This is a genomic window from Janthinobacterium goodfellowi (genome assembly GCF_051380695.1).
GTDB lineage: Bacteria > Pseudomonadota > Gammaproteobacteria > Burkholderiales > Burkholderiaceae_D > Janthinobacterium.
This window is the reverse complement of the sequence record NZ_JBNYXN010000002.1, coordinates 95,260-119,484: the sequence shown is the minus strand read 5'-3', so window position 1 is coordinate 119,484 and position 24,225 is coordinate 95,260. Positions and strand designations below refer to the sequence as shown.

The following is a 24,225-nucleotide window of genomic DNA, read 5'->3' as shown; positions in this document are numbered from 1 at the left end:
TCGCCCCCGTTCAGATGGCCGGTTAGAAACCGGTGCCCATCTGGAACTGGAAGCGCTCCAGGCGGTCCGTCGGCTTGGCGTTCAGCGGTTTGGCATAGCTCAGCTTGAGCGGGCCCACCGGTGAAATCCAGCTGATGCCCAAGCCAGCAGAATAGCGCAATTGCGAGATCCGCATTTTTTCGCCTTCCTGGTAGACCTGGCCGCCATCAAGGAAACCGAACCAGCGCAAGCTGCGGTCATTGCCCGAACCGGGGAATGGCATCTGCAGTTCCGCGTTACCGATCAGGCGCGACGCGCCGCCCAAGGCATCGTTGGTGCTCGGTTCGACCGCGCCCAGCGAGGAACTCAGGTAGCCGCGCACCGAACCGATGCCGCCGCCGTAGAAGTTCTTGAAGACGGGGTAGACGTGCTTGCCGATGCCGTGGCCGTAATCGAGCTCGCCCTTCAGCGCCAGGGTGACCTTGCTGAACAGCGGACGGAAATACTGGTGCTCATAGATGGCACGGAAGTACTTCTGGTCGCCGATCAGGTCAGCCTCGAGGTTGACGCGCTGGTAGCGGCCGATCGATGGCGTCAGGGCGCTGTCGCGGCTGTCGCGCTGCCATGCCGCCGTCAGCGGGATGGAATTCGTGGTGGCCGAACCGATACCATCGGACGGGCCGCCGTTGTCGATCACGTACTGCTTGAAGCGGATCGGGCTGGTGATGTCCGTTTCGATGCGCGAGCGCTCGGCGCCGATGCCGAAGAAGACGGTGTCGACTTCCGAGAACGGCACGCCGAAACTGACGCGGCCACCGGTCTGCTTGATCTTGTAGCTGCCGATGTTGAGCGCAGGCGGTTCCGTCGTGCGCAGGTAGACTTCGAAGCTGCGCGAAATGCCATCGTCCGTGTAGTACGGATTGGTTTGCGAAAACGCGATCGTGCGGCTGTAATGGCTGGTATTGAGTTCGATGCCGACCGTGTTGCCGCTACCGGCGAAGTTGGCCTGCGAAATCGACGCCGACAGGGTGAACTTTTCCGACTGCGAGAAAGCGCCGCCGATCAGGAAGTTACCCGTGGGTTTTTCCACCACCGTCACGTTGACGTCGACCTGGTCGGTCGTGCCCTGCGCTTCCGGCGTGTCGATGGTCACGTCCTTGAAGTAGCCGAGGCGGTCCACGCGGTCGCGCGACAGCTTGATCTTGTTGCTGTCGTACCAGGACGATTCGAACTGGCGGAATTCGCGGCGGATGACTTCATCGCGCGTGGTGGTGTTGCCGGCGATATTCATATGGCGCACATACACGCGCTTGCCCGGATCGATGAAGAAGGTGAAACCGACTTCATGCTTTTCGCGGTTGATCTCGGGATTGGCGTTGACGTTGGCAAACGCATAGCCGAAGGTCGCCAGGCGGTCCTGGATGCGCTTGTTCGTCGCCGTCAGGCGCGCGCCCGAGTAGATCTCGCCTTCGCGCATCAGGTTCAGCGCTTTCAGTTCTTCTTCGCGGCCGAACATCTCGCCTTCGAACTTGGTGCCGGCAACCTTGTACTTCTCGCCTTCCGTGATATTGATCGTCAGGTAGATATCTTTTTTATCGGGCGTGATCGACACCTGCGTCGAGTCGACCTGCATCTCGATATAGCCGCGGTCCAGGTAGAAGGACTTGAGCGACTCGATATCGCCCGTCAGCTTGGTCTTCGAATATTGGTCTGCCTTGGTGTACCAGCTGAACCAGCCACCCGTGTTCAGGGCCAGCTGGTCGCGCAGTTCCTTGTCGGAGAAAGCCTTGTTGCCGACGATGTTGATCTGCTTGATGCGGGCCACGTCGCCCTCGTCGACGGCGAACACCACGTTGACGCGGTTGCGCTCGATCGGCGTAACGGTGGTGGTGATCTTCACGCCATACAGGCCATGCGACAGATACTGGCGCTTGAGTTCCTGTTCCGCGCGGTCGACGGAGGCCTTGTCGAAAATCTTGGCTTCACCGACGCCGATTTCCTTCAGGGCCTTGACCAGCACGTCCTTTTCAAATTCCTTGGTACCGGTAAATTCCACGGTGGCGATGGCCGGGCGTTCCTCGACCAGCACCACCAGCACGTCGCCATCGGCTTCCAGGCGCACATCCTTGAACATGCCAGTCGCATACAGGGCCTTGATGGCGGCAACGCTCTTCTCGTCGGAGAACGTTTCGCCGACCCGCACCGGCAGGTAGGCAAAGACGGTGCCCGCTTCAGTACGCTGGATCCCTTCGACCCGGATGTCCTTGACAGTAAATGGCTGGACGGCCAGCGCGTGGCCGGAACAGATGGCCATGACGGCGGCGCCGATCAGGCTGCGGCGAAAGGAAGGCAAGGCAAAACGAGCAGAATGTAATTTCATTGGGGTTATTCAATGGGTAAATCAATGGACAACATACACAAAAGATTGCTTGTGCGACTCACGCAATGGCATCAACCACCGCCCTAATTCAGCAATCGCAACACGTCATTAAAGACGGCAAGCACCATCAAGGTCAGCAACAAACCGATCCCCAGGCGCTGGGCAATCTCGCCTACGCGCTCCGGCAAGGGGCGTCCGGTCAAAACTTCCAGCGAATAATACAGCAAATGCCCGCCATCCAGAACAGGAATGGGTAGCAAATTCATCACGCCCAGACTGATACTGATGAAGGCGATGAAGCTCAGGTAGCTTACCAGGCCGATGCGCGCCGTCTGGCCCGCGTAATCGGCGATGGTAATGGGCCCCGTCACATTCTTCAGCGACACCTGGCCCGTGATCATTTTACCCAGCATTTTCAGGCTCATGACACTGGTATCCCAGACCTTGGCGGACGCCTTGCCTACGGCAGAGAATGGTCCCGATGCCACGGTGATCATATCCGGCACCTGTCCCAGCTTTGCCTGTATCTTACCAACTGTTACAGCTCCCTCCGCCCCGGCGCCCGGCACGGCGTCCGGCGTAATGGGCAAGGTCAGGTCCTGGCCCTGGCGCAAGAGCTGCAATTGCAGGGTCCGGCCCGGTGCCTGGCTCAGGGTGGCGATGACGGCCGCCACGTCGTGCACGGGCTGCTCGTCGATGGCCAGCAGCTCGTCGCCCTTTTGCAGGCCGGCGCGCGCGGCGGCGCCACCGGGCATGATTTCCATCAGGGTGGGCGCGGAACGGGCCATGGTCAGGCCCAGCTTGCCCAGCACGTCGCCTTCGAGGTCCGTCTCCGTCAGGCTGGCCGTCGGCAAGGTCGCTTCCTGCTGGCCACGGTCGGGACGGCGCACTTCGATGCGCGCCGGCAACTTGTCGAGGGTGGCCTGGATCAGTTCCCAGCGCAGTTCGGACCAGCTGGCCACGGCCTTGCCATTCACCGACTCGACCGTATCGCCGCTGCGCAAGCCGGCCGCATAGGCGGCCGTCTGCTCGGCCACGGGGCCCAGCTTGCTAGACGGCTCTTCGATGCCATGCATAAACAGACCCGCGTACAGCACGATGGCGACGAGGAAATTGGCCAGCGGGCCGGCGGCCACGATGGCGATGCGGCGCCACACGCTCTGGCGCGTGAACTCGCGGCGCAATTCGCTTTCCGGCAAATCGCTGAGGTCTTGCGCGCGGCTGTCGAGCATGCTGACATAGCCGCCCAGCGGCAGCGCGGAAATCGCCCATTCCGTCTGGTCCTTGCCAAACTTGCGCGAATACACCACTTTCCCCATGCCGATCGAGAAACGCAGCACTTTCACGCCGCACCAGCGCGCCACCAGGTAGTGGCCCAGCTCGTGCAGGGTAATCAGCGAACCGAGCGCGACGATAAAGGCCAGCAACGTGGTGATGAGCGTCATGCAGCCAGCCTTTGCGCGATATACGCTTGCGCGGCCGCTCTGGCCAGGCGGTCCTGCTCCATCACGGCTTCGATGCTGGAAGCGGCGCCATGCGGCACCGTCTCGATCACGTGCGCGATGACGCGGTCGATCTGGCGGAAGCCGATCCGCTCGTCGAGGAAAGCTTGCACGGCCACTTCATTGGCCGCGTTGAGCAGGGCCGGCGCCGTGCCGCCCGCGCGCAAGGCGTCGAAGGCCAGTGCCAGGCAGGGGAAACGGCGGAAGTCCGGACGTTCGAACTGCAGGGTGGCCACTTGCGCCAGGTCCAGCTGCGCCACGCCGGAAGCGATGCGCTGCGGATAGGCCAGCGCATGGGCGATCGGCGTGCGCATGTCCGGATTGCCCAGCTGGGCCAGCACGGAACCGTCGATGTACGACACCATCGAATGGATCACGCTTTGCGGATGGATCAGCACCTCGATCTGGTCGGCCGGGGCGCCGAACAGCCAGTGCGCCTCGATCACTTCCAGGCCTTTGTTCATCATGGTGGCCGAATCGACGGAAATCTTGCGTCCCATGGCCCAGGTCGGATGCTTGCATGCCTGGTCCGGCGTGACGGTGTCGAGCGTCTCGACGTCGCGCGTGAGGAAGGGGCCGCCGGAAGCCGTCAGCACGATTTTCGCCACGCCGGCGGCGCCAGGCGCGCGGCCATGGGCGTGCGGCATGCATTGGAAGATGGCGTTATGTTCGCTGTCGATGGGCAGCAGCACGGCGCCGTTATCGTGCACGGCATCGATGAACAGCTGGCCGGACATGACCAGCGCTTCTTTATTGGCCAGCAATACTTTCTTGCCGGCACGCGCAGCAGCCAGGGTGGGCGCCAGGCCGGCGGCGCCGACGATGGCTGCCATCACGCCCGTCACCTGCGCTGCGCTGGCGATGGCGCACAGGGCTTCCTCGCCGTACTCGACTTGCGTATCGACGCCCTGCCCGCTCAGCAAGCGCGTCAGTTCAAGGGCGGCATCCGCCGTGCCGACGACGGCGCGCCGGGGACGGAATTGCAGGCACTGGGCGGCCAGTTCGGCCACACGGCTGTGGGCGCTCAGCGCATACACGCTGTATTGCTCCGGATGACGCGCGAGCACGTCCAGGGTGGACACGCCGATCGAGCCGGTCGCGCCTAGAATGGTGATGTATTGCATGAGTTTCCTTAAAGCCAGCTGGCCACGAGGGCGGCAAATGGCAGGACCGGGATCAACGCGTCGATACGGTCGAGTACGCCGCCATGGCCGGGCAGCAGGTTGCTGCTGTCCTTGATGCCGGCGCGGCGTTTCAATTGGGATTCGAACAGGTCGCCGACGATGCTGGCGGCGACGACCAGCAGCAGCACCAGCAAGGCCACCAGCCAGCCGCGGCGCAATTGCAGCTGCACGGCAAAGGTGTCTTGCAGCACCGGCAGCGATGGCGCGGCCACGATGGTGATGGCGGCAATGGCGAGCACGGCGATGCCGCCGCCGATGGCGCCTTCCCAGGATTTTCCAGGGGAAATACTCGGCGCCAGCTTGCGCTTGCCGAACGCCTTGCCCGAGAAATAGGCGCCGATATCGGCGATCCACACGAGGGCCATGACGGACAGCAGGTACAAAGGGCTATGCAGGAACAAGGCGATGATGGCGACGAAGCAGCCGACGATGGTCACCGGATACACCAGGCTGAGCAAGGTATTGCCCAGGCCTTCGGTGGGCGGCAAGCCCGTCGCCAGCGAGGGCACGAAGCGGATCAGCCAGATGGCCACGCACAGGGCGAACCAGAAATTGAGCTGCGCCATGCCGTTACCGACAAAAAACGTATAGGCGAAGGCGGCAGTCCAGACGGCGGCGATCAGCAGCGCCTGGCGATTTTTGAAGATGCGGAAGCTTTCCCAGACGGCGGCGCCGAAGAACGCCGTGGCGATCACGGCGAAGGCGGGGAAATAATTCAGATACAGAACCGGCAGCAAGACCGCCAGGAGGACCAGGGCGGTGATTATCCGTGTTTTCAGCATCAGTTTGTCTTTTCGGTTAATTGCGCGCTGGTACGGCCAAAGCGCCGTTCGCGCTGCTGGTAAGACGCGATTGCCGCGTCGAGGCACTCGTCATTGAAGTCGGGCCAGAAAGTCTCGGTAAAAAACAACTCAGTGTACGCCAGTTGCCACAGGAGGAAATTGGAAATGCGCTGCTCGCCGCCCGTGCGGATGAACAGGTCGGGCTCGGGCGCATAGGCCATGGCCAGGTGCGGCGCCAGTTGCTCTTCCGTGTAAGCGTGTCCGGCGCTCTGGCCATTGGCTGCAGCCTCGGCCGTCATTTTGTTGACTGCCTGCATGATGTCCCAGCGGCCGCCATAGTTGGCGCAGATGGACACCGTCAGGCGCGTATTGTTCGCCGTCTTGCGCTCCGCGTTGGCGATCAGGGTTTGCAGCTCCTCATTGAAGCGCGACAGGTCGCCCACGACCTTCAGGCGGATATCGTTGGCGTGCATGCGCACGACCTCGCGTTCCAGCATCGTGACGAACAGGCGCATCAGCATCGACACCTCTTCTTCCGGGCGGCGCCAGTTTTCCGAACTGAAGGCAAACAGGGTCAGATATTCGATGCCCCGGTCGAGGCAAGTCTCGACGACACGGCGCACGGTGTCCGCCCCCTTGACGTGGCCTGCCACGCGCGGCAGGAAGCGCTTGGTTGCCCAGCGGCCATTGCCATCCATAATGATTGCCACATGGCGCGGCACCGTGCCCACCTCAGGTACTGCCGTTGTCGAACTCGAATAGATCATGAAAACACGAATACCAAAAATAAAAGATAACTATTATGCGCCAAATAGCACTGCCCGGAAAAGCCATGCTTTCCCGGGCAGCGTCAAAAGTACTGAAAACTAGACAGTCAGCACTTCTTTTTCTTTATCGACAACCATCTTGTCGATGTCGGCAATAAACTTGTCCGTCAGTTTCTGCACTTCTTCCGACGAGCGGCGCTCATCATCCTCGGAGCAGGCTTTTTCCTTGACCAGCTTCTTCAGCGACTCGTTCGCATCGCGGCGAATGTTACGCACGGCAATCTTCGCGTCTTCCGCTTCGCTCTTGACCAGCTTGACCATTTCCTTGCGACGCTCTTCCGTCAGCGGCGGCGTCGGCACGCGGATCAGGTCGCCCTGTGCCGATGGGTTCAAGCCCAGGTCGGCGTCGCGGATGGCTTTTTCGATGGTGTTGGCCATCTTTTTCTCGTACGGCTGCACGCCGATGGTGCGCGCGTCGATCAGGGTCACGTTGGCCACCTGGGTCAGCGCCGTCGGCGAACCGTAGTATTCGACCATCACGTGGTCCAGGATACCCGTATGGGCGCGGCCGGTACGCACTTTGGCCAGATCGGCCCGCAGTGTTTCCAGCGACTTCGTCATGCGTTCCTGGGTATTTTTCTTAACGTCAGCTAAGGACATTGCTGTACTCCTTGTCTTGATAATAATGAATATTGCTACTTCGCTTGCGATGAGAACACTAGCGCAGCCGGGAGTGCCGAAAACCGCTCAGGGCAAGGCGCAGCGCCGAATGTACGGCGAGGCGCTGCAACGCAGCCATGGACGGTTTCCCGGTGCTCCGCTTCCCTTAAACGTGAACCAGGGTGCCTTCGTCTTCGCCCATGATGACGCGCATCAGCGCGCCTGGCTTGGTGATCGAAAACACTTTGATGGGCAGTTTCTGGTCGCGGCACAGTGCGAATGCGGTGGCATCCATCACTTGCAGGTGCTTGGCGATGGCGTCGTCGAACGTAATCGTGTGGAACAGGGTGGCGTTCGGATCCTTCTTCGGATCGGCCGTGTAGACGCCGTCGACCTTGGTGGCCTTCAGGACGATCTCGGCGCTGATCTCGGAACCGCGCAGGGCGGCTGCCGTGTCGGTGGTGAAGAACGGATTGCCGGTACCGGCGGCGAAGACGACCACTTTGCCTTCTTCCAGGTATTGCAGGGCTTTCGGGCGGACGTACGGCTCGACCACTTGTTCGATGCCGATAGCCGACATGACGCGCGCGGTGATGCCGACATGGCGCATGGCATCAGCCAAGGCCAGTGCGTTCATCACGGTGGCGAGCATGCCCATGTAGTCGGCGGTGGCACGGTCCATGCCTTGCGCGCCAGGCGCGACGCCGCGGAAGATATTGCCGCCGCCAATCACGATTGCCAGTTCCACACCCAACTTCGCCACCTCGGCCACATCGGCCACCATGCGCTCGATCGTGGCGCGGTTGATGCCGTAGGGATCATCGCCCATCAGGGCTTCGCCGGACAACTTGAGGAGGACGCGCTTGTAGGCTGGTTTTGACATGAGCTGGGGCTCCATAAATGAGGTTATTCGAGTATGACATGGCGCAGCGCCTTGCAGCGCCGGATAGGCGGGTGGAAGCTGCCCATGCCGCCGCCCGGCACGACAGGTGCGGGCGGGCCAAAAAAACGGGCCTCTCGGCCCGCTTTACTTACGCTCCCTGGGAGGCAGCCATCTGTGCTGCGACTTCTGCTGCGAAGTCGTCTTGCTTCTTCTCGATGCCCTCGCCTACCACGTACATGGCAAAACCTTTGACGCTGGTGTTAGCCGCCTTCAGCATTTGCTCAACCGACAGCTTGTCGTTTTTCACGAAAGCCTGGTTCAGCAGCGAAACTTCTTTCAGGAACTTCTGTACGGAACCTTCCAGGCGCTTGGCCAGGATTTCCGGCGATTGCGCTGGCTTGCCTTCGGCAGCCGCTTTGGCTGCGTCTTCTTCGGCTTTCAGTTGTGCAACCGAACGCTCTTTTTCGATCAGTTCCGCTGGCACTTCGTTCGACGACAGCGACACTGGCTTCATGGCAGCGATGTGCATGGCCACGTCTTTGCCCACTTGCTCATCAGGGCCGTCGAATTCGACGATCACGCCAATGCGCGAACCGTGCAGGTACGAAGCCAGCTTGGCGCTGGTTTCGAAACGCTGGAAGCGGCGGATGGTCATGTTTTCGCCGATTTTGCCGATCAGGGCAGCGCGCACGTCTTCCAGGGTCTTGCCGTCGAGTGGCAGGGCCAGCAGGGCAGCGACGTCAGCCGGGTTGTGTTCCGCTACCAGACGGGCAGCGTTGTTGGCCAGTGCCAGGAAATCGTCGTTTTTCGCAACGAAGTCGGTTTCCGAGTTCACTTCGACCAGGGCGCCTACGCCGTTGGCGATGTAGGTTGCCACGACGCCTTCAGCGGTGATGCGTGCCGATGCTTTCGATGCCTTGCCGCCCAGCTTGACGCGCAGGATCTCTTCCGCACGCGCCATGTCGCCTTCGGCTTCGGTCAGTGCTTTTTTGCATTCCATCATTGGTGCGTCGGTTTTGCCGCGCAATTCGCCTACCATCGCTGCTGTAATCGCTGCCATGTGTTTCTCCTGATTCGGTGAGTCGATAGTCGCGGCCGGGCATGCATGCCTCGCCAGCGGTCACTATCGTTTTTTTGTTAAAAAAAAGGGGGAGCTGCTGCCACCCCTTTTCCCTTACTGCTGTGCTTACAAACGGCTATCCTGCGATAGCCTGGCCATTAAGCCTGTTCGTTTACTTCGACGAATTCGTCGCCAGCGGCTGCTTTAACCATTTCAACAACTTCGTTACCGGCAGCTGCACGGCCTTCGATGATTGCATCAGCAACACCGCGAGCGTACAACATGATGGCTTTCGAGGAGTCATCGTTACCTGGGATCACGAAGTTCACGCCTTCTGGGGAGTGGTTGGTATCGACAACGCCGATGACCGGGATACCCAGTTTAGCTGCTTCGGTGATCGCACCTTTGTGGTAGCCGACGTCGACAACGAAGATTGCGTCAGGAACGCCGCCCATGTCCTTGATGCCGCCGATCGATTTTTGCAGCTTGATCATTTCGCGGGAGAACATCAGCGCTTCTTTTTTCGACAGCTTCTCGATCGAACCGTCTTCGATCATCACTTCCATGTCCTTCAGACGCTTGATCGAGGTTTTGATCGTTTTGAAGTTGGTCAGCATGCCGCCCAACCAACGTTGATCAACGAAAGGCACGCCAGCGCGTTGTGCTTCAGCAGCGATGATTTCGCGAGCTTGACGCTTGGTGCCAACCATCAGGATGGTGCCACGGTTTGCAGCCAGTTGACGCACGTGCTTCATTGCGTCCTGGTACATCGCCATGGTTTTTTCCAGGTTGATGATGTGGATCTTGTTGCGATGGCCGAAGATGAACGGTGCCATTTTTGGATTCCAAAAACGGGTTTGGTGACCAAAGTGGACACCGGCTTCCAGCATTTCGCGCATTGTTACGGACATTATTAACTCCAGGGTTGGGTCTGGAATCCGATCAGTCACCATACAGGCACCCTTGTCGACCGGATTCGCGTGTTTATATAAATTAAAGACACTGTTTTACTGCATTGCTTAAAAGAGAATTCAAGCAACCCGGGATTCTACACTGAAATGCCTGCAGCATCAAGCCCACGCCGCAAATCGCGCGCGCTATGGAAACACCTAACGCACCATGATGGTGCAAGGCGTGGCGGCACCGTCTTTTCATCCGTTTTCCACGCATAATTCCCTTCCCGTCCATAGGAAGGAGGCGGCGGATTCAGGGCGCCTCGTTTATAATTTCGAGATATTTGCAGACTTTTCCCCATACAGCAGGAATCGTCTGTGCTTTTCACCTGAATTCTTGCAGATTGCGAATTACACCATGTCCACCATCCGTATCAATACCGCCGCCGACATCGAAGGCATGCGCGTTGCCGGCAAGCTCGGCGCCGAAGTGCTCGACTACATCACCCCCTTCGTCAAGGTCGGCGTCACGACGGGCGAACTGGATCGCCTTTGCCATGAATACATGGTCAACGTGCAGGGCACCATCCCTGCCCCGCTGAACTACTGCCCGCCCGGCTACACGCCCTACCCGAAGGCCATCTGCACCTCCGTCAACGACGTCATCTGCCATGGCATTCCCGGCGACAAGGTCTTGAAGAGCGGCGACTCCGTCAACCTCGACATCACCGTCATCAAGGATGGCTACCACGGCGACAACAGCCGCATGTTCCTCGTCGGCACGCCGACCATCCTGGCCAAGCGCCTGTCGGAGATCACCTATGAGTGCATGTGGCTGGGCATCGACCAGATCAAGCCGGGCGCCCACCTGGGCGATATCGGCCACGCCATCCAGCAGCACGCGGAAAAAGCCGGCTACAGCGTGGTGCGCGAGTTCTGCGGCCACGGCATCGGCAAGGTCTTCCACGAAGAACCGCAGGTATTGCATTACGGCAAACCAGGTACCCTGGAGCGCCTGGAAGCGGGCATGATTTTCACCGTCGAGCCGATGATCAACTCGGGCCGGCGCGAAATCCGCGAAATGAACGATGGCTGGACCATCAAAACCAAGGACCGCAGCCTGTCGGCGCAATGGGAACACACAGTGCTGGTCACGGAAACGGGCTATGAAGTGCTGACCGTCTCGCCCGGCATGCCGCCGCCGCCCGCCTTTATCGTCAATAAAGCCTGATCGATCAAACCCGACCCACCGCCACCCAGGGCCCAGATGAAAAAGCAAGTTCGGGAACAGCTGAAACAGCAACTGAAAGCCGACCGCCAGGTCGTCATTGCGGCCTTCCAGGCCGACGGCAAGCCTGAAAAACTGCTGCGCAGCCTGCGTCACAGCGTCGATGGCGTGCTGGCGCGCGCGTGGCAGGAAGCGGGCTTGCCGCCAGGCACGGCCCTGGTGGGGGTGGGCGGCTATGGCCGCGGCGAACTGTTTCCGTATTCCGACGTCGACCTGCTGATCCTGCTGCAACAGGCGCCCGATGCGGCCACGCAGGAAAAGCTCGAGGAACTGGTGCAGCTGCTGTGGGACCTGGGCCTGGAAATCGGCCACAGCATCCGCACGGTCGACGAGTGCCTGGTCGAATCGAAGGCCGACATCACCGTGCAGACGAGCTTGCTCGAAGCGCGCCTCGTGTGCGGCAACGCGGATTTGTTCGCACAATTGCAGCAGCGCTATGACGCGGCGATGGACCCGCAGGCCTTCTTCCAGGCAAAAACGGCGGAAATGCGCCAGCGCCATGCCAAATACGAAGACACGGCCTTCAGCCTGGAACCGAATTGCAAGGAAAGCCCGGGCGGCCTGCGCGACCTGCAGGTCATCCTGTGGGTGGCCAAGGCGGCCGGCCTGGCGAACTCGTGGCGCACGCTGGCCACGGGCGGCCTGATCACCCTGACGGAAGCGCGCCAGCTGATGGAAAAGGAGCGCGCCTTCAAGGATATCCGCGTGCGCCTGCACCTGCACGCAGGGCGGCGCGAAGACCGCCTCGTGTTCGACGTGCAGACGGCGATCGCCGAATCGCTGGGCCTGCAAGCGACAGGCAGCGGGCCGCACATGCGCCGCGCCAGCGAATTCCTGATGCAGCGCTATTACTGGGCCGCCAAGACGGTGACCCAGCTCAACACGATTTTGCTGCAAAACATCGAGGCACGGCTGTTCCCGCAAGACGACGTGGCAGTGCCCATCAACGAACGCTTCAATGAAGTCAACAGCCTGATCGACATCAGCGCCGACGATACGTTCGAACGATACCCGTCGGCCATGCTGGAAATCTTCGTCCTGATGACGGAGCGCCCGGCCCTGAAGGGCATGACGTCGCGCGCCACGCGGGCGCTGTGGCACGCGCGCTTCAAGATCGACGCCGCTTTCCGCCAGGATCCCGTCAACCGCGCCCTCTTCCTGCGCATCATGCAAGCCCCGGTCGGCATCATCCACGCGCTGCGGCGCATGAACGAGATGAGCATCCTGGGGCGCTACCTGCCGAATTTCCGCCGCATCGTGGGCCAGATGCAGCACGACCTGTTCCACGTGTACACGGTCGACCAGCACATTTTGATGGTGGTGCGCAATATGCGCCGCTTCACCATGAGCGAACACGCGCACGAATACCCGTTCTGCAGCCAGCTGATGGCCGATTTCTCGCAATCGTGGCTGCTGTACGTGGCGGCCCTGTTCCACGACATCGCCAAGGGCCGCGGCGGCGACCACTCGAAGCTGGGCGTGGCCGACGCCACCCAGTTCTGCCAGGAGCACGGCCTGTCGGAAGAAGACACGGAACTGGTGGCTTTCTTGGTGGAAAATCACCTGACCATGTCGCAAGTGGCGCAAAAGCAGGACTTGTCCGATCCCGACGTCATCGCTGCCTTTGCGAAAGTGGTCAAGGACGAGCGCCACCTGACGGGCCTGTATCTGCTGACGGTGGCCGACATCCGCGGCACCAGCCCGAAGGTGTGGAATGCCTGGAAGGGCAAGCTGCTGGAGGACCTGTACAAGATCACCCTGCGCGTGCTGGGCGGCGAGCCGCACACGGCCGACCGCGAGCTCAAGAACCGCCAGCAGGAAGCGCTGGCCACCCTGCGCCTGTACGGCTTGCCGCCGGACGCCCATCTGAAACTGTGGCAGCAGCTGGACGTGGCGTATTTCCTGCGCCACGACGCGTCCGACATCGCCTGGCAGACGCGCTCGCTGTATGACAAGCTCGACAGCAAGTTGCCGGTGGTAAAATGCCGGCTGGCGCCCATCGGCGAAGGCTTGCAGGTGGCCGTGTACATTCCCGACCAGCCCGACCTGTTCGCGCGCATCTGCAGCTATTTCGACCGCAAGAATTTCAGCATCCTCGACGCAAAGATCCACACGACGAAAAATGGCTATGCGCTCGACACCTTCCTCGTCACCGAGCAGAACTTCGCCAAGAGCTACCGCGACATCATCAGCCTGATCGAGCATGAGCTGGGCGAACTGCTGCAGTCGCAGACGCCGCTGCCGCCGCCGGGCAAGGGACGGCTGTCGCGCCTGTCGCGCACCTTCCCCTTCCAGCCGACGGTGGACTTGCGGCCCGATGAAAAGGGCCAGTACTACCTGCTGTCGGTGGCCGCCAACGACCGCACGGGCTTGCTGTACGCGATCGCCAACGTGCTGACCAAGTACCGCATCAACTTGCACACGGCCAAGATCATGACCCTGGGCGAGCGGGTCGAAGACGTCTTCCTCGTCGACGGCCCTGCGCTCAACAATGCCCGCAACCAGATATTGCTGGAAACCGATTTACTCGATGCGCTGAAAGTCTAGACTTACCGCGCAACGCCTACCCTTACTGAAACTGAAACAACATGACCGAAGAATTATTACGCTTGTCCAAACGCATGTCCGAACTGGGCCTGTGCTCGCGCCGCGAAGCCGATGAATGGATCGCCCGCGGCTGGGTCCGCGTGGATGGCAAGGTGGTATCCGAGCTGGGCAGCAAGGTCTACCCCAGCCAGCGCGTCACCGTGGAACGCCAGGCGGCGGCCGAGCAATCGAAGCGCGTCACCGTGCTGATCAACAAACCCGTCGGCTATGTCAGCGGCCAGGCCGAAGACGGCTACACGCCCGCCGTGGCCCTGATCAAGGCGGAAAACCGCTGGGCGGAAGACCGCAGCCCGGAACAGTTCCACCCGACCCAGCTGCGCAGCCTGGTGGCCGCCGGCCGCCTGGACATCGATTCCGTCGGCTTGCTGGTCCTGACGCAGGATGGGCGCGTGGCCAAGCAGCTGATCGGCCACGATACCGACATCGACAAGGAATACCTGGTGCGCGTGAGCTACACCAAGGGCGGCACCCTGCCCGACAGCGAGCTGAAAAAGCTCAACCACGGCCTGTGGCTCGACGGCAAGCCGCTGCTGCCGGCCAAGGTGCGCTGGCAAAATGAAGACCAGCTGAGCTTCACCTTGCGCGAAGGCAAGAAACGCCAGATCCGCCGCATGTGCGAAGCCGTGGGCCTGAAAGTGCTGGGGTTGAAACGCGTACGCATCGGCAAGGTCAAGCTGGGCGACTTGCCGACGGGCCAATGGCGTTACCTGAGCGCGGACGAACAGTTTTAAGCGGCGACATCAAGCCGGCATGCCAGTCCAGGATACATAAGCAACAGGAATATAGTGATATAAAAACAATTATTGTGATTTACTTAGTAAATATTGCTTTAAACCTATACACTATTCCCCATTAGAATAAAAGAGATACGCTGTCGTGAACGATCCCATCCCCAATCCCCTGCGCAAAGGCGCGCCCAGCCTGGCTGACGTGGCCGAGCCGATGGCGCCCGGCACCAAGCCGCACCATATGAGCGATCCGTGGGATATCGGCGAAACCCTGTGCAGCCTGGCTGACAATGGCGATGCCATTTCCATCTACCCGACGGGCGGCGAAGACGTCATCATGGCGCGCATCCTGTCCGTCGACGATGACTTGCCGCAATTCGTACTGGAACTCAATGAAGGCGCGACCCTGCCCCCGGGTGGCGCCACGTTTGTGTCGTGGGTGCAAAGCGCCAAACTGCAATTCACCATCAATGGCGAATGGCAAGCGTATCCCGAACGGCCGAACGTCTACCTGACGAACTTCCCCAGTCATTGCCTGGTGCTGGAACGGCGCGAATCGACGCGCCTGGAAACGCCGCTGGGCGTGTACTACCTGGCCGCCTTCGTGCTCGAGGGGCGTCCGTATGAATTGCAGCTGTATGATTTCTCGGCCGGCGGCATCGGCATGCGCGCCCACCCGCGCGACACGGTGGGCCTGTACGTGGGGCGCAAGCTGTCGCGCGTACGCCTGGAACTGGGGCCGGACAAGGTCATGATCGCCGACCTGGAAATCCGCCTGTCGCGCACCTTCCGCTCCTTCCTGCTGGGCGAACAGGTGCAGATCGGCTGCCGCTTCCTGAACCTGACGCAGGCCATGCAGGATGAATTGAAAGTGCTGCTCGATAACATGGGCAGCGGCCGCAAGGTGCGCTAAATTCGCTGCACGCATAAAAAATGGCCGCCCAGCTGATGCTGCGCGGCCATTGTTTTATCGTCGACAGGAATGCGGCGCCTAGTCGTCGTCGTTTGGGTCGATATCCGGAAACATGACCTCGGTATAACCGAACTGCGTGAAGTCGACGATACGCATCGGATACAAAATGCCGTGCAGATGGTCCACTTCATGCTGCACCACGCGCGCATGGAAGCCGTCGCAGTCGCGGCTGATCGGCTGGCCGAACTGGTCGACGCCTTCATAGTGCAGCTCGCTCCAGCGCGGCACGCTGCCGCGCAGGCCGGGCACCGACAGGCAGCCCTCGAAACCCTCTTCCTTGCGCTCCGACAGAGGCGTCAGCACGGGGTTGATCAACACGGTTTCCGGCACTTGCGGCGCGTCGGGATAGCGCAGGTTCTGCTTGAAACCATAGATCACCACTTGCAGGTTGACACCGATCTGCGGCGCCGCCAGGCCCGCGCCATTGGCCGCATGCATGGTATCGAACATGTCGGCGATCAAGGCATGCAATTCGGGCGTATCGAATTCACGCACGGGCTCGGCCATCCGCAACAGGCGCGGATCACCCATCTTCAGAATTTCACGTACCGTCATTTTGCTTCCATTGCCGCTTGCAGTTCTTGCAGATAAGTACGGAAGGCCGCGCCCGTTTCCGGATGTTTCATGCCCATCGCCGTCGTTGCTTTCAGATAACCCAGTTTGGAGCCGCAGTCATAACGCTGCCCCTGGTAGCGGTAAGCCAGCACGCGTTCTTCGCGCATCAGGGCGGCGATACCGTCCGTCAGCTGGATTTCGCCGCCGGCACCCGTGCCGATATTTTCCAGGTGATTAAAGATGCGGCTGGTCAGCACATAACGGCCCACCACGGCCAGGGTCGATGGCGCCTCTTCGGGCGCGGGTTTTTCCACAATGGCCGAAACCAGCTCCAGGTCGGGCTGATAATTCTTTGCCGACACGATACCGTACTGCTTGGTTTCCGCGCGCGGCACGTCCTGCACCGCCAGCAGCGAGCAATTTTCATACTGGAAGACATCGGTCATCTGCGCCAGCACGGGGCGCACGCCTTCTTCCACGTCCATGAAATCGTCGGCCAGCAGCACGGCAAACGGTTCGTCGCCGATCACGGGGCGCGCGCACAGCACGGCATGCCCCAGGCCCAGCGGCGCCGACTGGCGTATGTAAATGCAATTGATATGCTTGGGAATGACGTTTTGCACCATTTCCAGCAACTGGCGCTTGCCGGCCGCTTCCAGTTCCGACTCGAGCTCATAGGCCGTATCGAAATGGTCTTCGATGGCGCGCTTGTTGCGGCCCGTGATGAAGATCATTTCCGTGATGCCTGCCGCCACCGCCTCTTCCACCGCGTACTGGATCAATGGCTTGTCGACGATGGGCAACATTTCCTTCGGTTGCGCCTTGGTCGCAGGCAAGAAACGGCTGCCCAGGCCGGCGACAGGAAAGACTGCTTTTTTGATTTTTTTCATGGATATTTTGTAATGTTTTGAATAATTAGTCTTGCGCGAGCAAGGCCAGCAAACCAGCCTCGTCGAGTATGGGCACACCCAGTTCCTGGGCCTTGGCCAATTTGCTGCCGGCGTCCGAACCGGCCACGACATAGCCTGTCTTCTTCGACACTGAACCGCTGACCTTGCCACCGGCCGCCTCAATCAGCTCCGCGGCTTCGTCGCGGCTCATGTTGGGCAAGGTGCCCGTCAAAACGAAAGTCTTGCCATCCACCTTGCCGCCAGCGGCTGGCATTTCAGGCAATTGTGACAGTAATTCATTTCGCAGGGCGTCCAGTTGACCAAGCAGCTTGACATTGCCCTCATCGGCCAGCCATTGCGCCAGCGCTTCGGCCACGGCGGCGGGCAAGCCCGCATGGAAGCTGGCGCCTTGCGACGCCAGGCTGGCCAGGGTCACGCCCCGCTCTACCAGCTGCCTGCTGCGCGGCTCCGTCAGCTTCGGGATGCCGATGGCGGCCAGCAAGGTGGTTTGTTCGAGCTGCGTGCGCAACTTGGCGCTGGGCGGGTGTTCGCCCTGCGGCGTGACACCCGCATCCAGCAATGCCTGCAGCGCCTGCTGGTTCTTTTCTTCGGCAAAGAAATCGGCAATCGACTCGGCCACAATGCCGCCGATGTCGGGCAGCACGCGCAGCAAGGCCGCAGGCGCCTGCCGCACATAGGCCAGACTGCCCAGCCACTCGGCCAGGGTCTTCGCCGTCGATTCACCCACGTGGCGGATGCCCAGCGCAAACAGGAAACGCTCGAGCGGCGGGCGCTTGCTGGCCTCGATGCCTGCCAGCAGGTTTTCCGCCCACTTGGTGGGAATCTTGCCTTGTTGTACCGTCTCTGGCGTCGAGCCGTCGCGTTCGTCGGCGCGCAGCTTCATTTCCAGTAATTTATCCAAAGTCAGGCTGTACAGGTCAGCCAGGCCATGCACATATTCGAGTTCGACCAGGGTATCGATATAACGTTCCCCCAATCCCTCGATATCCATCATGCGACGGCCCGCGAAATGGCGGAACGCTTCCTTGCGCTGTGCCGAGCAGAACAGGCCGCCCGAGCAGCGGGCGATGGCCTCGCCCTCTTCGCGCACCACGTGCGAGCCGCACACGGGGCACGCTTCCAGCATCTTGAAAGGCAGCGGCGCCTGTTCAGGACGCTTCTCCAGCACCACGCTCAGCACTTCGGGAATCACGTCGCCGGCGCGGCGCACGACGACGGTATCGCCCACGCGCACATCCTTGCGCAGCACTTCGTCCTCATTGTGCAAGGTGGCGTTGGTCACCGTCACGCCGCCCACGGACACGGGCGCCAGGCGCGCCACGGGCGTCATCGCGCCCGTGCGGCCCACCTGGATGTCGATGCCCAGCACCTGCGTCAGCGCCTCTTCGGCCGGGAACTTGTGCGCCAGCGCAAAACGCGGCGCGCGCGACACAAAGCCCAGCTCCTGCTGGTCTTCCGTCGCGTTCACCTTGTAGACCACGCCGTCGATTTCATACGGCAAGGCGGGGCGGCGCGCGCCGATATCGGCGTAATATGCGAGCAAGCCCTGCGCGCCCTGCACCACCCTGCGCTCCTTGGACACGGGGATGCCCAGGGTTTCATACCAGTCCAGCAAGGCCGAGTGCGACACCGGCATGGCGGCGCCATCGAGGGCGCCGATGCCGTAGGCATAGAAACGCAGCTTGCGCTGCGCCGTGATGCGCGAATCGAGCTGGCGCAGGCTGCCGGCAGCCGCATTGCGGGGGTTGGCGAATTCCTTCTGGCCCGCCTCGCGCTGGCGTTCGTTCAGGCGGGCAAAATCGCCCTTGAACATCATTACTTCGCCGCGCACGTCGAGCAAGGCGGGAATCCGGTCGCCCTGCAGGCGCAGCGGGATGCCGGCGATGGTGCGGATATTCGCCGTCACGTCTTCGCCCGTGGCGCCGTCGCCCCGCGTGGCGGCCTGCACGAACAGGCCGTGCTCATAGCGCAGGTTGATGGCCAGACCGTCGAATTTCACTTCGGCCGCATACGCGACGTCCTGCGCATCGAGGCCCAGGCCTTCGCGCACGCGACGGTCAAAATTGACGATATCGTCATCGGTGAAACCATTATTCAGCGACAACATCGGTACCGTGTGCGTGACTTGCTCGAATTGCGGCAGGGGCGCCGCGCCCACGCGCAGAGTGGGCGAATCCGGTTGCAGCAAGTCGGGATGGGCTGCTTCCAGCGCCTGCAGTTCGACGAACAGCTTGTCGTACTCGGCGTCGGGGATGATGGGATTGTCGAGCACGTGGTAGGCGTGCAGGTGCCGATTGAGTTCGGCCGTGAGTGCCAGGACGCGAGCGGCGGCGTCCTGGTTGATCGGATCAGTCATTGTTGCGGAATTCTTCAGCTAAATAAACGCAGGGCGCGGGTGGAACCGGCCGGAATGTCGGCCGCATCCATTTCCTGGTAAAACTCTTGCACCTGGCCGGCGATCTCGGCCAGCGCCGCATCGGACAGGGCCTGGTTGTAATCGTCGACGATGGTGGCGTCGAGGCGGCCCACCAGCGCCTTGGCGCAGGCGACCATGGCGCCGAAACCGTCGCGCGCGGGCGCCACGCATGGCACATCCAGCAGCAGTGTCAAACGGGGCGTGGTTTCCTCGGCCAGGGTGACATTCGTCGACAGCGAGAACAGATAGCTGCCTTCGCCGTCGGGCATGACGAAACGGCCGTCCGGACGCACGTCGAAGCCCTGCTTTTCCAGCGCGAACAGCAAGGTGGAAATGGCCCATGGCGCGCCATTCGTATGCAGGTTGACACCCAGCTGGGCGTCGTGGCCGGCGACGAAACGGTGCAGATTGCGCGCTTCGGCCATCACTTCCATCATGTCGGGCACTTCCGGCTCGGCGCCGATCTCGTCGGCCACGCCACGCAGGCGTGTGACCAGTTCCGAGTATTCGAGTTCATTCAGGGCCGTGCTGCGGCTGGCCAGCTGCACGCCACCCTGCATCTTGGTGTAGACACCGCCATGCGTGATCGGTTCCCAGTCGCCATTCACGTGCAAACCGATGAAGTGGACGGGCTTGTTGCCCACCAGGCGCAGGGTTTGCAGCACGGGCAGGATCTTGTCGCCGCGTACGGGCGCTTCCAGCGACAAAGGCAGCAGACAATCGATCAGCGGGTCGACCAGGCTGGTCGCCTGCTCGCTGGCGGCGCTCACTTCCTGCTGCAGCGGCGCGGCCACGGCAGCAGGCGCTTCCACGCCGGCATCGCCGAGCGACGGTTCCGCATGCACGGGGGCGTCGGGCACGGCGCTAGCGGGCGGCGCGCCGAACGACGGTTCGGCCTTGGCGGCGGGCGCAGCGTCAAAGCGCGGCTCCTGGCGCAAGACGGGTTCCTGGGTTTCCACTGCCGGCGCATCGCCGTCGCGCATCAACACGTCATCGTGGTCGGTGGAAAAAGCCCGCTCCACGCTTTTCTTGGCCTTGTATTCCTGCCATTTGTTGTAGGAGAAAACACCGACGATAAAGACGCCGCCGGCGCCGAACAAGGTAATTTGAAGGTCTGTCATGCTGCTTGTGCCTCGGTTGCAAAATTTGCGGCGGACTCCATGTCCACCGCCACGATGCGCGATACGCCCTGCTCCTGCATCGTCACACCGATCAATTGATGGGCCATTTCCATCGCAATCTTGTTATGCGAAATGAAAAGGAATTGGGTCTGGTCGGACATGCGCTTGACCATGCGGCAGAAGCGTTCCGTGTTCGAATCGTCCAGCGGTGCATCGACTTCGTCGAGCAGGCAGAACGGTGCCGGATTCAGGCGGAACATGGAAAACACCAATGCGGTCGCGGTCAGCGCCTTCTCTCCACCGGACAACAGGTGGATGGTGGCATTTTTCTTGCCGGGAGGCTGCGCCATGACTTGTACACCGGAATCGAGAATCTCGTCGCCCGTCATGGTCAGCCTGGCCTGTCCCCCGCCGAACAGGATGGGGAACAGCTCGGAAAAGTGGTGGTTGACCTTGTCGAACGTATCTTGCAGCAAGTCGCGCGTTTCCTTGTCGATCTTGTGGATCGCGTCTTCCAGCGTGTTGATCGCTTCCGTCAGGTCGGCATTCTGGGCGTCGAGGAAATTCTTGCGCTCGGATGCCTGCGCCAGTTCGTCCAGCGCGGCCAGGTTGACGGCGCCCAGCGACGTGATGGCATTGGTCAGGCGCGTCACTTCGCCCTGCAGATACGATGGGCGCATGTCCGGATGCAGTTTTTCCGTCAGGGCCGCTTCATCGGCGCCCGATTCCAGCAATTGCTGGGCGAATTGCTCCTGGTTCAGGCGCGCGGCCTGTTCCTTGAGCTGCATTTCCATGATCTTGTCGCGCTGCGGCTGCAGACTGCGTTCCGATTGCGTGCGCGCATCTTCGGACAGCCGCAGTTGCTGCGTAATCTGATCGAGTTCGTGGCGCGCGTCGGCCAGCGCCTTCTCCTGCGTCGTGCGGCGCTCGAGCAAGTCCTGCAAGCCGTCGGCGGCCGCGCCGCTTTCCAGGTTGGCCAGCTCCAGTTCGCCCGCCTGCAGGCTGGCCGTCACTTGCTGGGCCTGCGTACTGGCGGTGGCGATATTGCGGCGCAATTCCTCGATCTTCGCGCGGTGGGCTTTTTCCGCGTATTCCGTGTCCTTGGCGGCCCGCTCCAGGTCGCGCAAGGCTTCGCGCGCCTCGGCCAGGCGCTGTTCCTTCTGCAGGAAGTCCGTGTGGCCGTCTTCGTGCGCTTCCTGCAGGTTGCCCAGCTCCATGTCCAGCTGCTCGAATTTCTCTTCCGATTCGGCCTTGATCTGCTGCTGCTCCGCTTCCTGCGCGGCGATCTCGGCCAGGTCGGCGCCGATCTGCGTGCTGCGCTGGTTGAAGCGCGCTTCCACTTCCGACAGTTTCACCACGTCCAGTTGCAAGGTATGCACGGAGGAAGTGAGCTGCTGTATGCGCAAGCGCAAGTCGGACAGGTTGCGCGTGAGCGTCGCCACGGCCGCGTCGGCCCGCACGGAACGGGCGCGCGCCTCTTCGGCCAGTAGTTGCTGGGCGCGCAACTGCTTGCCGATATTGTCGATTTCCTGCTGGCGGCCCAACATGCCTTCCTGCTCCGAGTCGGCCGCATAGAAGCGCACGCTGGTGGCCGTGACCACGTGACCCGCGCGCGTGACGAAATAGCCGCCCGGCGGCAATTTCGCCCGTTCGGCCAGCGCCTCGGCCGCGTCTTCCACGGCGTAGGCGTTGTACAGCCAGTCCTGCAGCAAGCCGCGCAAGCCGGGATCGTTGAGTTTCAACAAGTTCAAAAACGGTTTCAGGCCTGGCACGTCCGGCAGCGGCAGCGGCGCCACGGTCGATGGCGCGTACAGGGCCAGCTTGGCCGGCGGCGCGTCGGCAAAGAAAGCCTTGGCCCAGTCGATGTTCGACAGTTGCAGGGCCGACGTACGCTCGCGCAAGATCGACTCCATGGCCGCTTCCCAGCCCGCTTCGATCTGCAGCTTTTGCCACAGACGGGGCAAGGTATCGAGTTCGTGCTTTTTCAGCCACGGCTGGACCTTGCCCTGCGTCTGCACCCGTTCCTGCAATTGTTTCAAAGCAGAAAGACGCGCTTCCAGCTGGGCGTTGGCCGCCGTTTCCGCATTGACTTGCGCCTGCGCCTCGGCCCGTTCCTGCTCCAGCTTCGGTTGCTGCTCCAGCGCCTCTTCCAGATAGAAACCCTGCTCTTCCAGGGTTTGCTGCTTTTCTTCCAGCTGCAGTTTCAGGTTTTCCAGGTGGCTGCTGTCGGGCAAACTCAGGCTGTTCTTTTCCTGCTGCAGGCGCTCGCGGCGCGTCAACAGGCTGGCCAGGATGTTCGAGGCATTGCGCTGGTGCGCCGATTCCAGTTCCAGCTGCTGCTGGGCCTGCATAATCCGCGCGCGCGATTCCGTACTCTTGTTCTGGGCGGCGCGCCAGGCGGCATCCAGTTCGGGCAATTGCTCGCCCTTCTGCTCGGCCATCATTTGCGACTGTTCCACCTTGGCGGCCAGTTCCTCGAGGTGGAATTCCGCCTCTTCGATCTGTTCCTGGTATTCGCTGCCTTGGCTGTTCCACTGGTCGCGCTGGGCCGTCAGGGTGGCCAGCTGGGCCTGCAAACGGGCGCGCGATTCGATGACGAACTTGATCTGCGCTTCCAGGCTGCCGATTTCCGCGTTCGTCTGGTACAGATGGCCTTGCGCCGTATGCAGGCGGTCGCCCACGGCAAAGTGCGCCTGGCGCATCTGTTCCAGGGTCAGCTCGACATTGCGCAGCTTGGCCGTCTGCTCTTCCAGGTCCGTCTGCGCCTGCTCCACTTCGCGGAAATAGCGCGTCTGCTCGTTTTGCGCCTCGTTCTTGCGCAGCAGCCACAACAGTTTCTGCTTTTCTTCCTGATCCGCCTGCAAGGCGTGGAAACGCGTGGCCACGGCCGCCTGCGCTTCCAGCTTTTCCAGGTTGGCATTGAGTTCGCGCAAGATGTCTTCCACGCGCAGCAGATTCTCGCGCGTGTCCTGCAGCCGGTTTTCGGTCTCGCGGCGGCGTTCCTTGTATTTGGAGACACCGGCCGCTTCTTCGAGGAAGACGCGCAATTCTTCGGGGCGCGATTCGATGATGCGCGAAATCATGCCCTGGCCGATGATGGCGTAGGCGCGCGGGCCGAGGCCCGTGCCGAGGAAGATGTCCTGGATGTCGCGCCGGCGCACGGGCTGGCCATTGATGTAATAGGTGGAGGTGCCGTCGCGCGTCAGGGTGCGCTTGACGGCGATCTCGGCGTACTGGCCCCACTGGCCGGACGCCTTGCCGTCGTTATTGTCGAACACGAGTTCCACGGAAGCGCGGCCGGCCGGCTTGCGGTGGGTGGAGCCGTTGAAGATGACGTCCTGCATCGATTCGCCGCGCAATTCCGACGCTTTCGACTCGCCCAGCACCCAGCGCACGGCGTCGATGATGTTCGACTTGCCGCAGCCATTCGGTCCGACCACGCCCACGAGCTGGCCTGGCACCTGAAAATTGGTGGGATCGACGAAAGACTTAAATCCCGACAACTTGATGGAAGAGAGACGCACGTGTTTTAGAGT

General features: G+C 61.5%; 18 protein-coding genes. 4 read left to right on the top strand and 14 right to left on the bottom strand.

Annotated features, from left to right (window positions below):
- Nucleotides 1-22: 22 nt before the first annotated feature.
- The 9 genes from bamA to rpsB all read right to left on the bottom strand — a co-directional run bounded on the left by bamA (nucleotide 23) and on the right by rpsB (nucleotide 10,108).
- The gene (bamA, locus tag ACQ4WQ_RS08425; protein WP_326458621.1) at nucleotides 23-2,359 is read right to left on the bottom strand and encodes an outer membrane protein assembly factor BamA; all 2,337 of its coding nucleotides are present in this window, start codon (nucleotides 2,357-2,359) and stop codon (nucleotides 23-25) included.
- An 83-nt stretch (nucleotides 2,360-2,442) separates the two neighbouring features.
- A complete protein-coding gene (gene rseP / locus ACQ4WQ_RS08420; RefSeq protein ID WP_436496123.1) occupies nucleotides 2,443-3,804 on the bottom strand; it encodes an RIP metalloprotease RseP in 1,362 nt (453 codons plus the stop codon).
- The gene (gene ispC, locus ACQ4WQ_RS08415; RefSeq protein WP_436496121.1) at nucleotides 3,801-4,985 is read right to left on the bottom strand and encodes a 1-deoxy-D-xylulose-5-phosphate reductoisomerase; all 1,185 of its coding nucleotides are present in this window, start codon (nucleotides 4,983-4,985) and stop codon (nucleotides 3,801-3,803) included. Before ispC ends, rseP begins: the two co-directional genes overlap by 4 nt.
- Nucleotides 4,986-4,993: 8 nt before the next feature.
- Nucleotides 4,994-5,827, bottom strand: a complete 834-nt coding sequence (locus ACQ4WQ_RS08410) for a phosphatidate cytidylyltransferase (RefSeq protein ID WP_326458618.1) — start codon at nucleotides 5,825-5,827, stop codon at nucleotides 4,994-4,996.
- A complete protein-coding gene (gene uppS, locus ACQ4WQ_RS08405) occupies nucleotides 5,827-6,594 on the bottom strand; it encodes a polyprenyl diphosphate synthase (protein ID WP_326458617.1) in 768 nt (255 codons plus the stop codon). The genes ACQ4WQ_RS08410 and uppS overlap by 1 nt, the downstream gene beginning before the upstream one ends.
- 99 nt (nucleotides 6,595-6,693) lie before the next feature.
- A complete protein-coding gene (frr, locus tag ACQ4WQ_RS08400) occupies nucleotides 6,694-7,254 on the bottom strand; it encodes a ribosome recycling factor (RefSeq protein ID WP_070221522.1) in 561 nt (186 codons plus the stop codon).
- A gap of 166 nt (nucleotides 7,255-7,420) precedes the next feature.
- On the bottom strand, nucleotides 7,421-8,137 hold the full coding sequence (gene pyrH / locus ACQ4WQ_RS08395; RefSeq protein WP_034752258.1) for a UMP kinase: 717 nt from the start codon (nucleotides 8,135-8,137) through the stop codon (nucleotides 7,421-7,423).
- 148 nt (nucleotides 8,138-8,285) lie between these two features.
- Nucleotides 8,286-9,197 (bottom strand): translation elongation factor Ts, encoded by a 912-nt coding sequence (tsf, locus tag ACQ4WQ_RS08390; protein WP_070221523.1) that lies wholly within the window; start codon nucleotides 9,195-9,197, stop codon nucleotides 8,286-8,288.
- A gap of 158 nt (nucleotides 9,198-9,355) precedes the next feature.
- Entirely contained in the window at nucleotides 9,356-10,108 is a 753-nt protein-coding gene (rpsB, locus tag ACQ4WQ_RS08385) for a 30S ribosomal protein S2 (RefSeq protein ID WP_086137733.1), read from the bottom strand.
- A gap of 400 nt (nucleotides 10,109-10,508) precedes the next feature.
- On the opposite strand from rpsB, the gene map reads away from it, so the two are divergent.
- The 4 genes from map (at nucleotide 10,509) to ACQ4WQ_RS08365 (ending at nucleotide 15,626) form a co-directional block, all read left to right on the top strand.
- Nucleotides 10,509-11,321 carry a type I methionyl aminopeptidase gene (gene map, locus ACQ4WQ_RS08380; RefSeq protein WP_326459945.1) on the top strand — a complete coding sequence of 271 codons (813 nt, stop codon included), beginning with the start codon at nucleotides 10,509-10,511 and terminating at the stop codon, nucleotides 11,319-11,321.
- 36 nt (nucleotides 11,322-11,357) lie between these two features.
- Nucleotides 11,358-13,925 carry a [protein-PII] uridylyltransferase gene (locus ACQ4WQ_RS08375; protein WP_436496117.1) on the top strand — a complete coding sequence of 856 codons (2,568 nt, stop codon included), beginning with the start codon at nucleotides 11,358-11,360 and terminating at the stop codon, nucleotides 13,923-13,925.
- Nucleotides 13,926-13,966: 41 nt separating this feature from the next.
- Complete coding sequence (locus ACQ4WQ_RS08370; protein WP_034752263.1) at nucleotides 13,967-14,716, top strand: pseudouridine synthase; 750 nt, start codon at nucleotides 13,967-13,969, stop codon at nucleotides 14,714-14,716.
- 145 nt (nucleotides 14,717-14,861) lie between these two features.
- Complete coding sequence (locus ACQ4WQ_RS08365; protein WP_436496115.1) at nucleotides 14,862-15,626, top strand: flagellar brake protein; 765 nt, start codon at nucleotides 14,862-14,864, stop codon at nucleotides 15,624-15,626.
- Nucleotides 15,627-15,704: 78 nt separating this feature from the next.
- Here ACQ4WQ_RS08365 and def read toward each other — a convergent pair whose 3' ends face one another.
- From def to smc, 5 genes are read right to left on the bottom strand one after another with little or no spacing between them, the layout of a single operon-like run.
- Nucleotides 15,705-16,241 (bottom strand): peptide deformylase, encoded by a 537-nt coding sequence (gene def, locus ACQ4WQ_RS08360; RefSeq protein WP_436496113.1) that lies wholly within the window; start codon nucleotides 16,239-16,241, stop codon nucleotides 15,705-15,707.
- The gene (galU, locus tag ACQ4WQ_RS08355) at nucleotides 16,238-17,131 is read right to left on the bottom strand and encodes a UTP--glucose-1-phosphate uridylyltransferase GalU (RefSeq protein ID WP_436496111.1); all 894 of its coding nucleotides are present in this window, start codon (nucleotides 17,129-17,131) and stop codon (nucleotides 16,238-16,240) included. The genes def and galU overlap by 4 nt, the downstream gene beginning before the upstream one ends.
- 25 nt (nucleotides 17,132-17,156) lie before the next feature.
- Complete coding sequence (ligA, locus tag ACQ4WQ_RS08350; protein ID WP_436496109.1) at nucleotides 17,157-19,508, bottom strand: NAD-dependent DNA ligase LigA; 2,352 nt, start codon at nucleotides 19,506-19,508, stop codon at nucleotides 17,157-17,159.
- A gap of 14 nt (nucleotides 19,509-19,522) precedes the next feature.
- Nucleotides 19,523-20,689 carry a cell division protein ZipA C-terminal FtsZ-binding domain-containing protein gene (locus tag ACQ4WQ_RS08345; RefSeq protein WP_436496107.1) on the bottom strand — a complete coding sequence of 389 codons (1,167 nt, stop codon included), beginning with the start codon at nucleotides 20,687-20,689 and terminating at the stop codon, nucleotides 19,523-19,525.
- Nucleotides 20,686-24,213: a chromosome segregation protein SMC gene (gene smc / locus ACQ4WQ_RS08340; RefSeq protein ID WP_436496105.1), complete on the bottom strand. Its 3,528-nt coding sequence runs from the start codon at nucleotides 24,211-24,213 to the stop codon at nucleotides 20,686-20,688. The genes ACQ4WQ_RS08345 and smc overlap by 4 nt, the downstream gene beginning before the upstream one ends.
- Between the last annotated feature and the right edge of the window lie 12 nt (nucleotides 24,214-24,225).

Bases quoted from the DNA above. Each gene is read 5' to 3' on its own strand.
- pyrH (WP_034752258.1), bottom strand. From the start codon at position 8,137: ATGTCAAAACCAGCCTACAAGCGCGTCCTCCTCAAGTTGTCCGGCGAA.
- tsf (WP_070221523.1), bottom strand. From the start codon at position 9,197: ATGGCAGCGATTACAGCAGCGATGGTAGGCGAATTGCGCGGCAAAACC.
- uppS (WP_326458617.1), bottom strand. From the start codon at position 6,594: ATGATCTATTCGAGTTCGACAACGGCAGTACCTGAGGTGGGCACGGTG.
- ACQ4WQ_RS08410 (WP_326458618.1), bottom strand. From the start codon at position 5,827: ATGCTGAAAACACGGATAATCACCGCCCTGGTCCTCCTGGCGGTCTTG.
- galU (WP_436496111.1), bottom strand. From the start codon at position 17,131: ATGAAAAAAATCAAAAAAGCAGTCTTTCCTGTCGCCGGCCTGGGCAGC.
- bamA (WP_326458621.1), bottom strand. From the start codon at position 2,359: ATGAAATTACATTCTGCTCGTTTTGCCTTGCCTTCCTTTCGCCGCAGC.
- ligA (WP_436496109.1), bottom strand. From the start codon at position 19,508: ATGACTGATCCGATCAACCAGGACGCCGCCGCTCGCGTCCTGGCACTC.
- rseP (WP_436496123.1), bottom strand. From the start codon at position 3,804: ATGACGCTCATCACCACGTTGCTGGCCTTTATCGTCGCGCTCGGTTCG.
- rpsB (WP_086137733.1), bottom strand. From the start codon at position 10,108: ATGTCCGTAACAATGCGCGAAATGCTGGAAGCCGGTGTCCACTTTGGT.
- ACQ4WQ_RS08345 (WP_436496107.1), bottom strand. From the start codon at position 20,689: ATGACAGACCTTCAAATTACCTTGTTCGGCGCCGGCGGCGTCTTTATC.
- frr (WP_070221522.1), bottom strand. From the start codon at position 7,254: ATGTCCTTAGCTGACGTTAAGAAAAATACCCAGGAACGCATGACGAAG.
- ispC (WP_436496121.1), bottom strand. From the start codon at position 4,985: ATGCAATACATCACCATTCTAGGCGCGACCGGCTCGATCGGCGTGTCC.
- def (WP_436496113.1), bottom strand. From the start codon at position 16,241: ATGACGGTACGTGAAATTCTGAAGATGGGTGATCCGCGCCTGTTGCGG.
- map (WP_326459945.1), top strand. From the start codon at position 10,509: ATGTCCACCATCCGTATCAATACCGCCGCCGACATCGAAGGCATGCGC.
- ACQ4WQ_RS08370 (WP_034752263.1), top strand. From the start codon at position 13,967: ATGACCGAAGAATTATTACGCTTGTCCAAACGCATGTCCGAACTGGGC.
- ACQ4WQ_RS08375 (WP_436496117.1), top strand. From the start codon at position 11,358: ATGAAAAAGCAAGTTCGGGAACAGCTGAAACAGCAACTGAAAGCCGAC.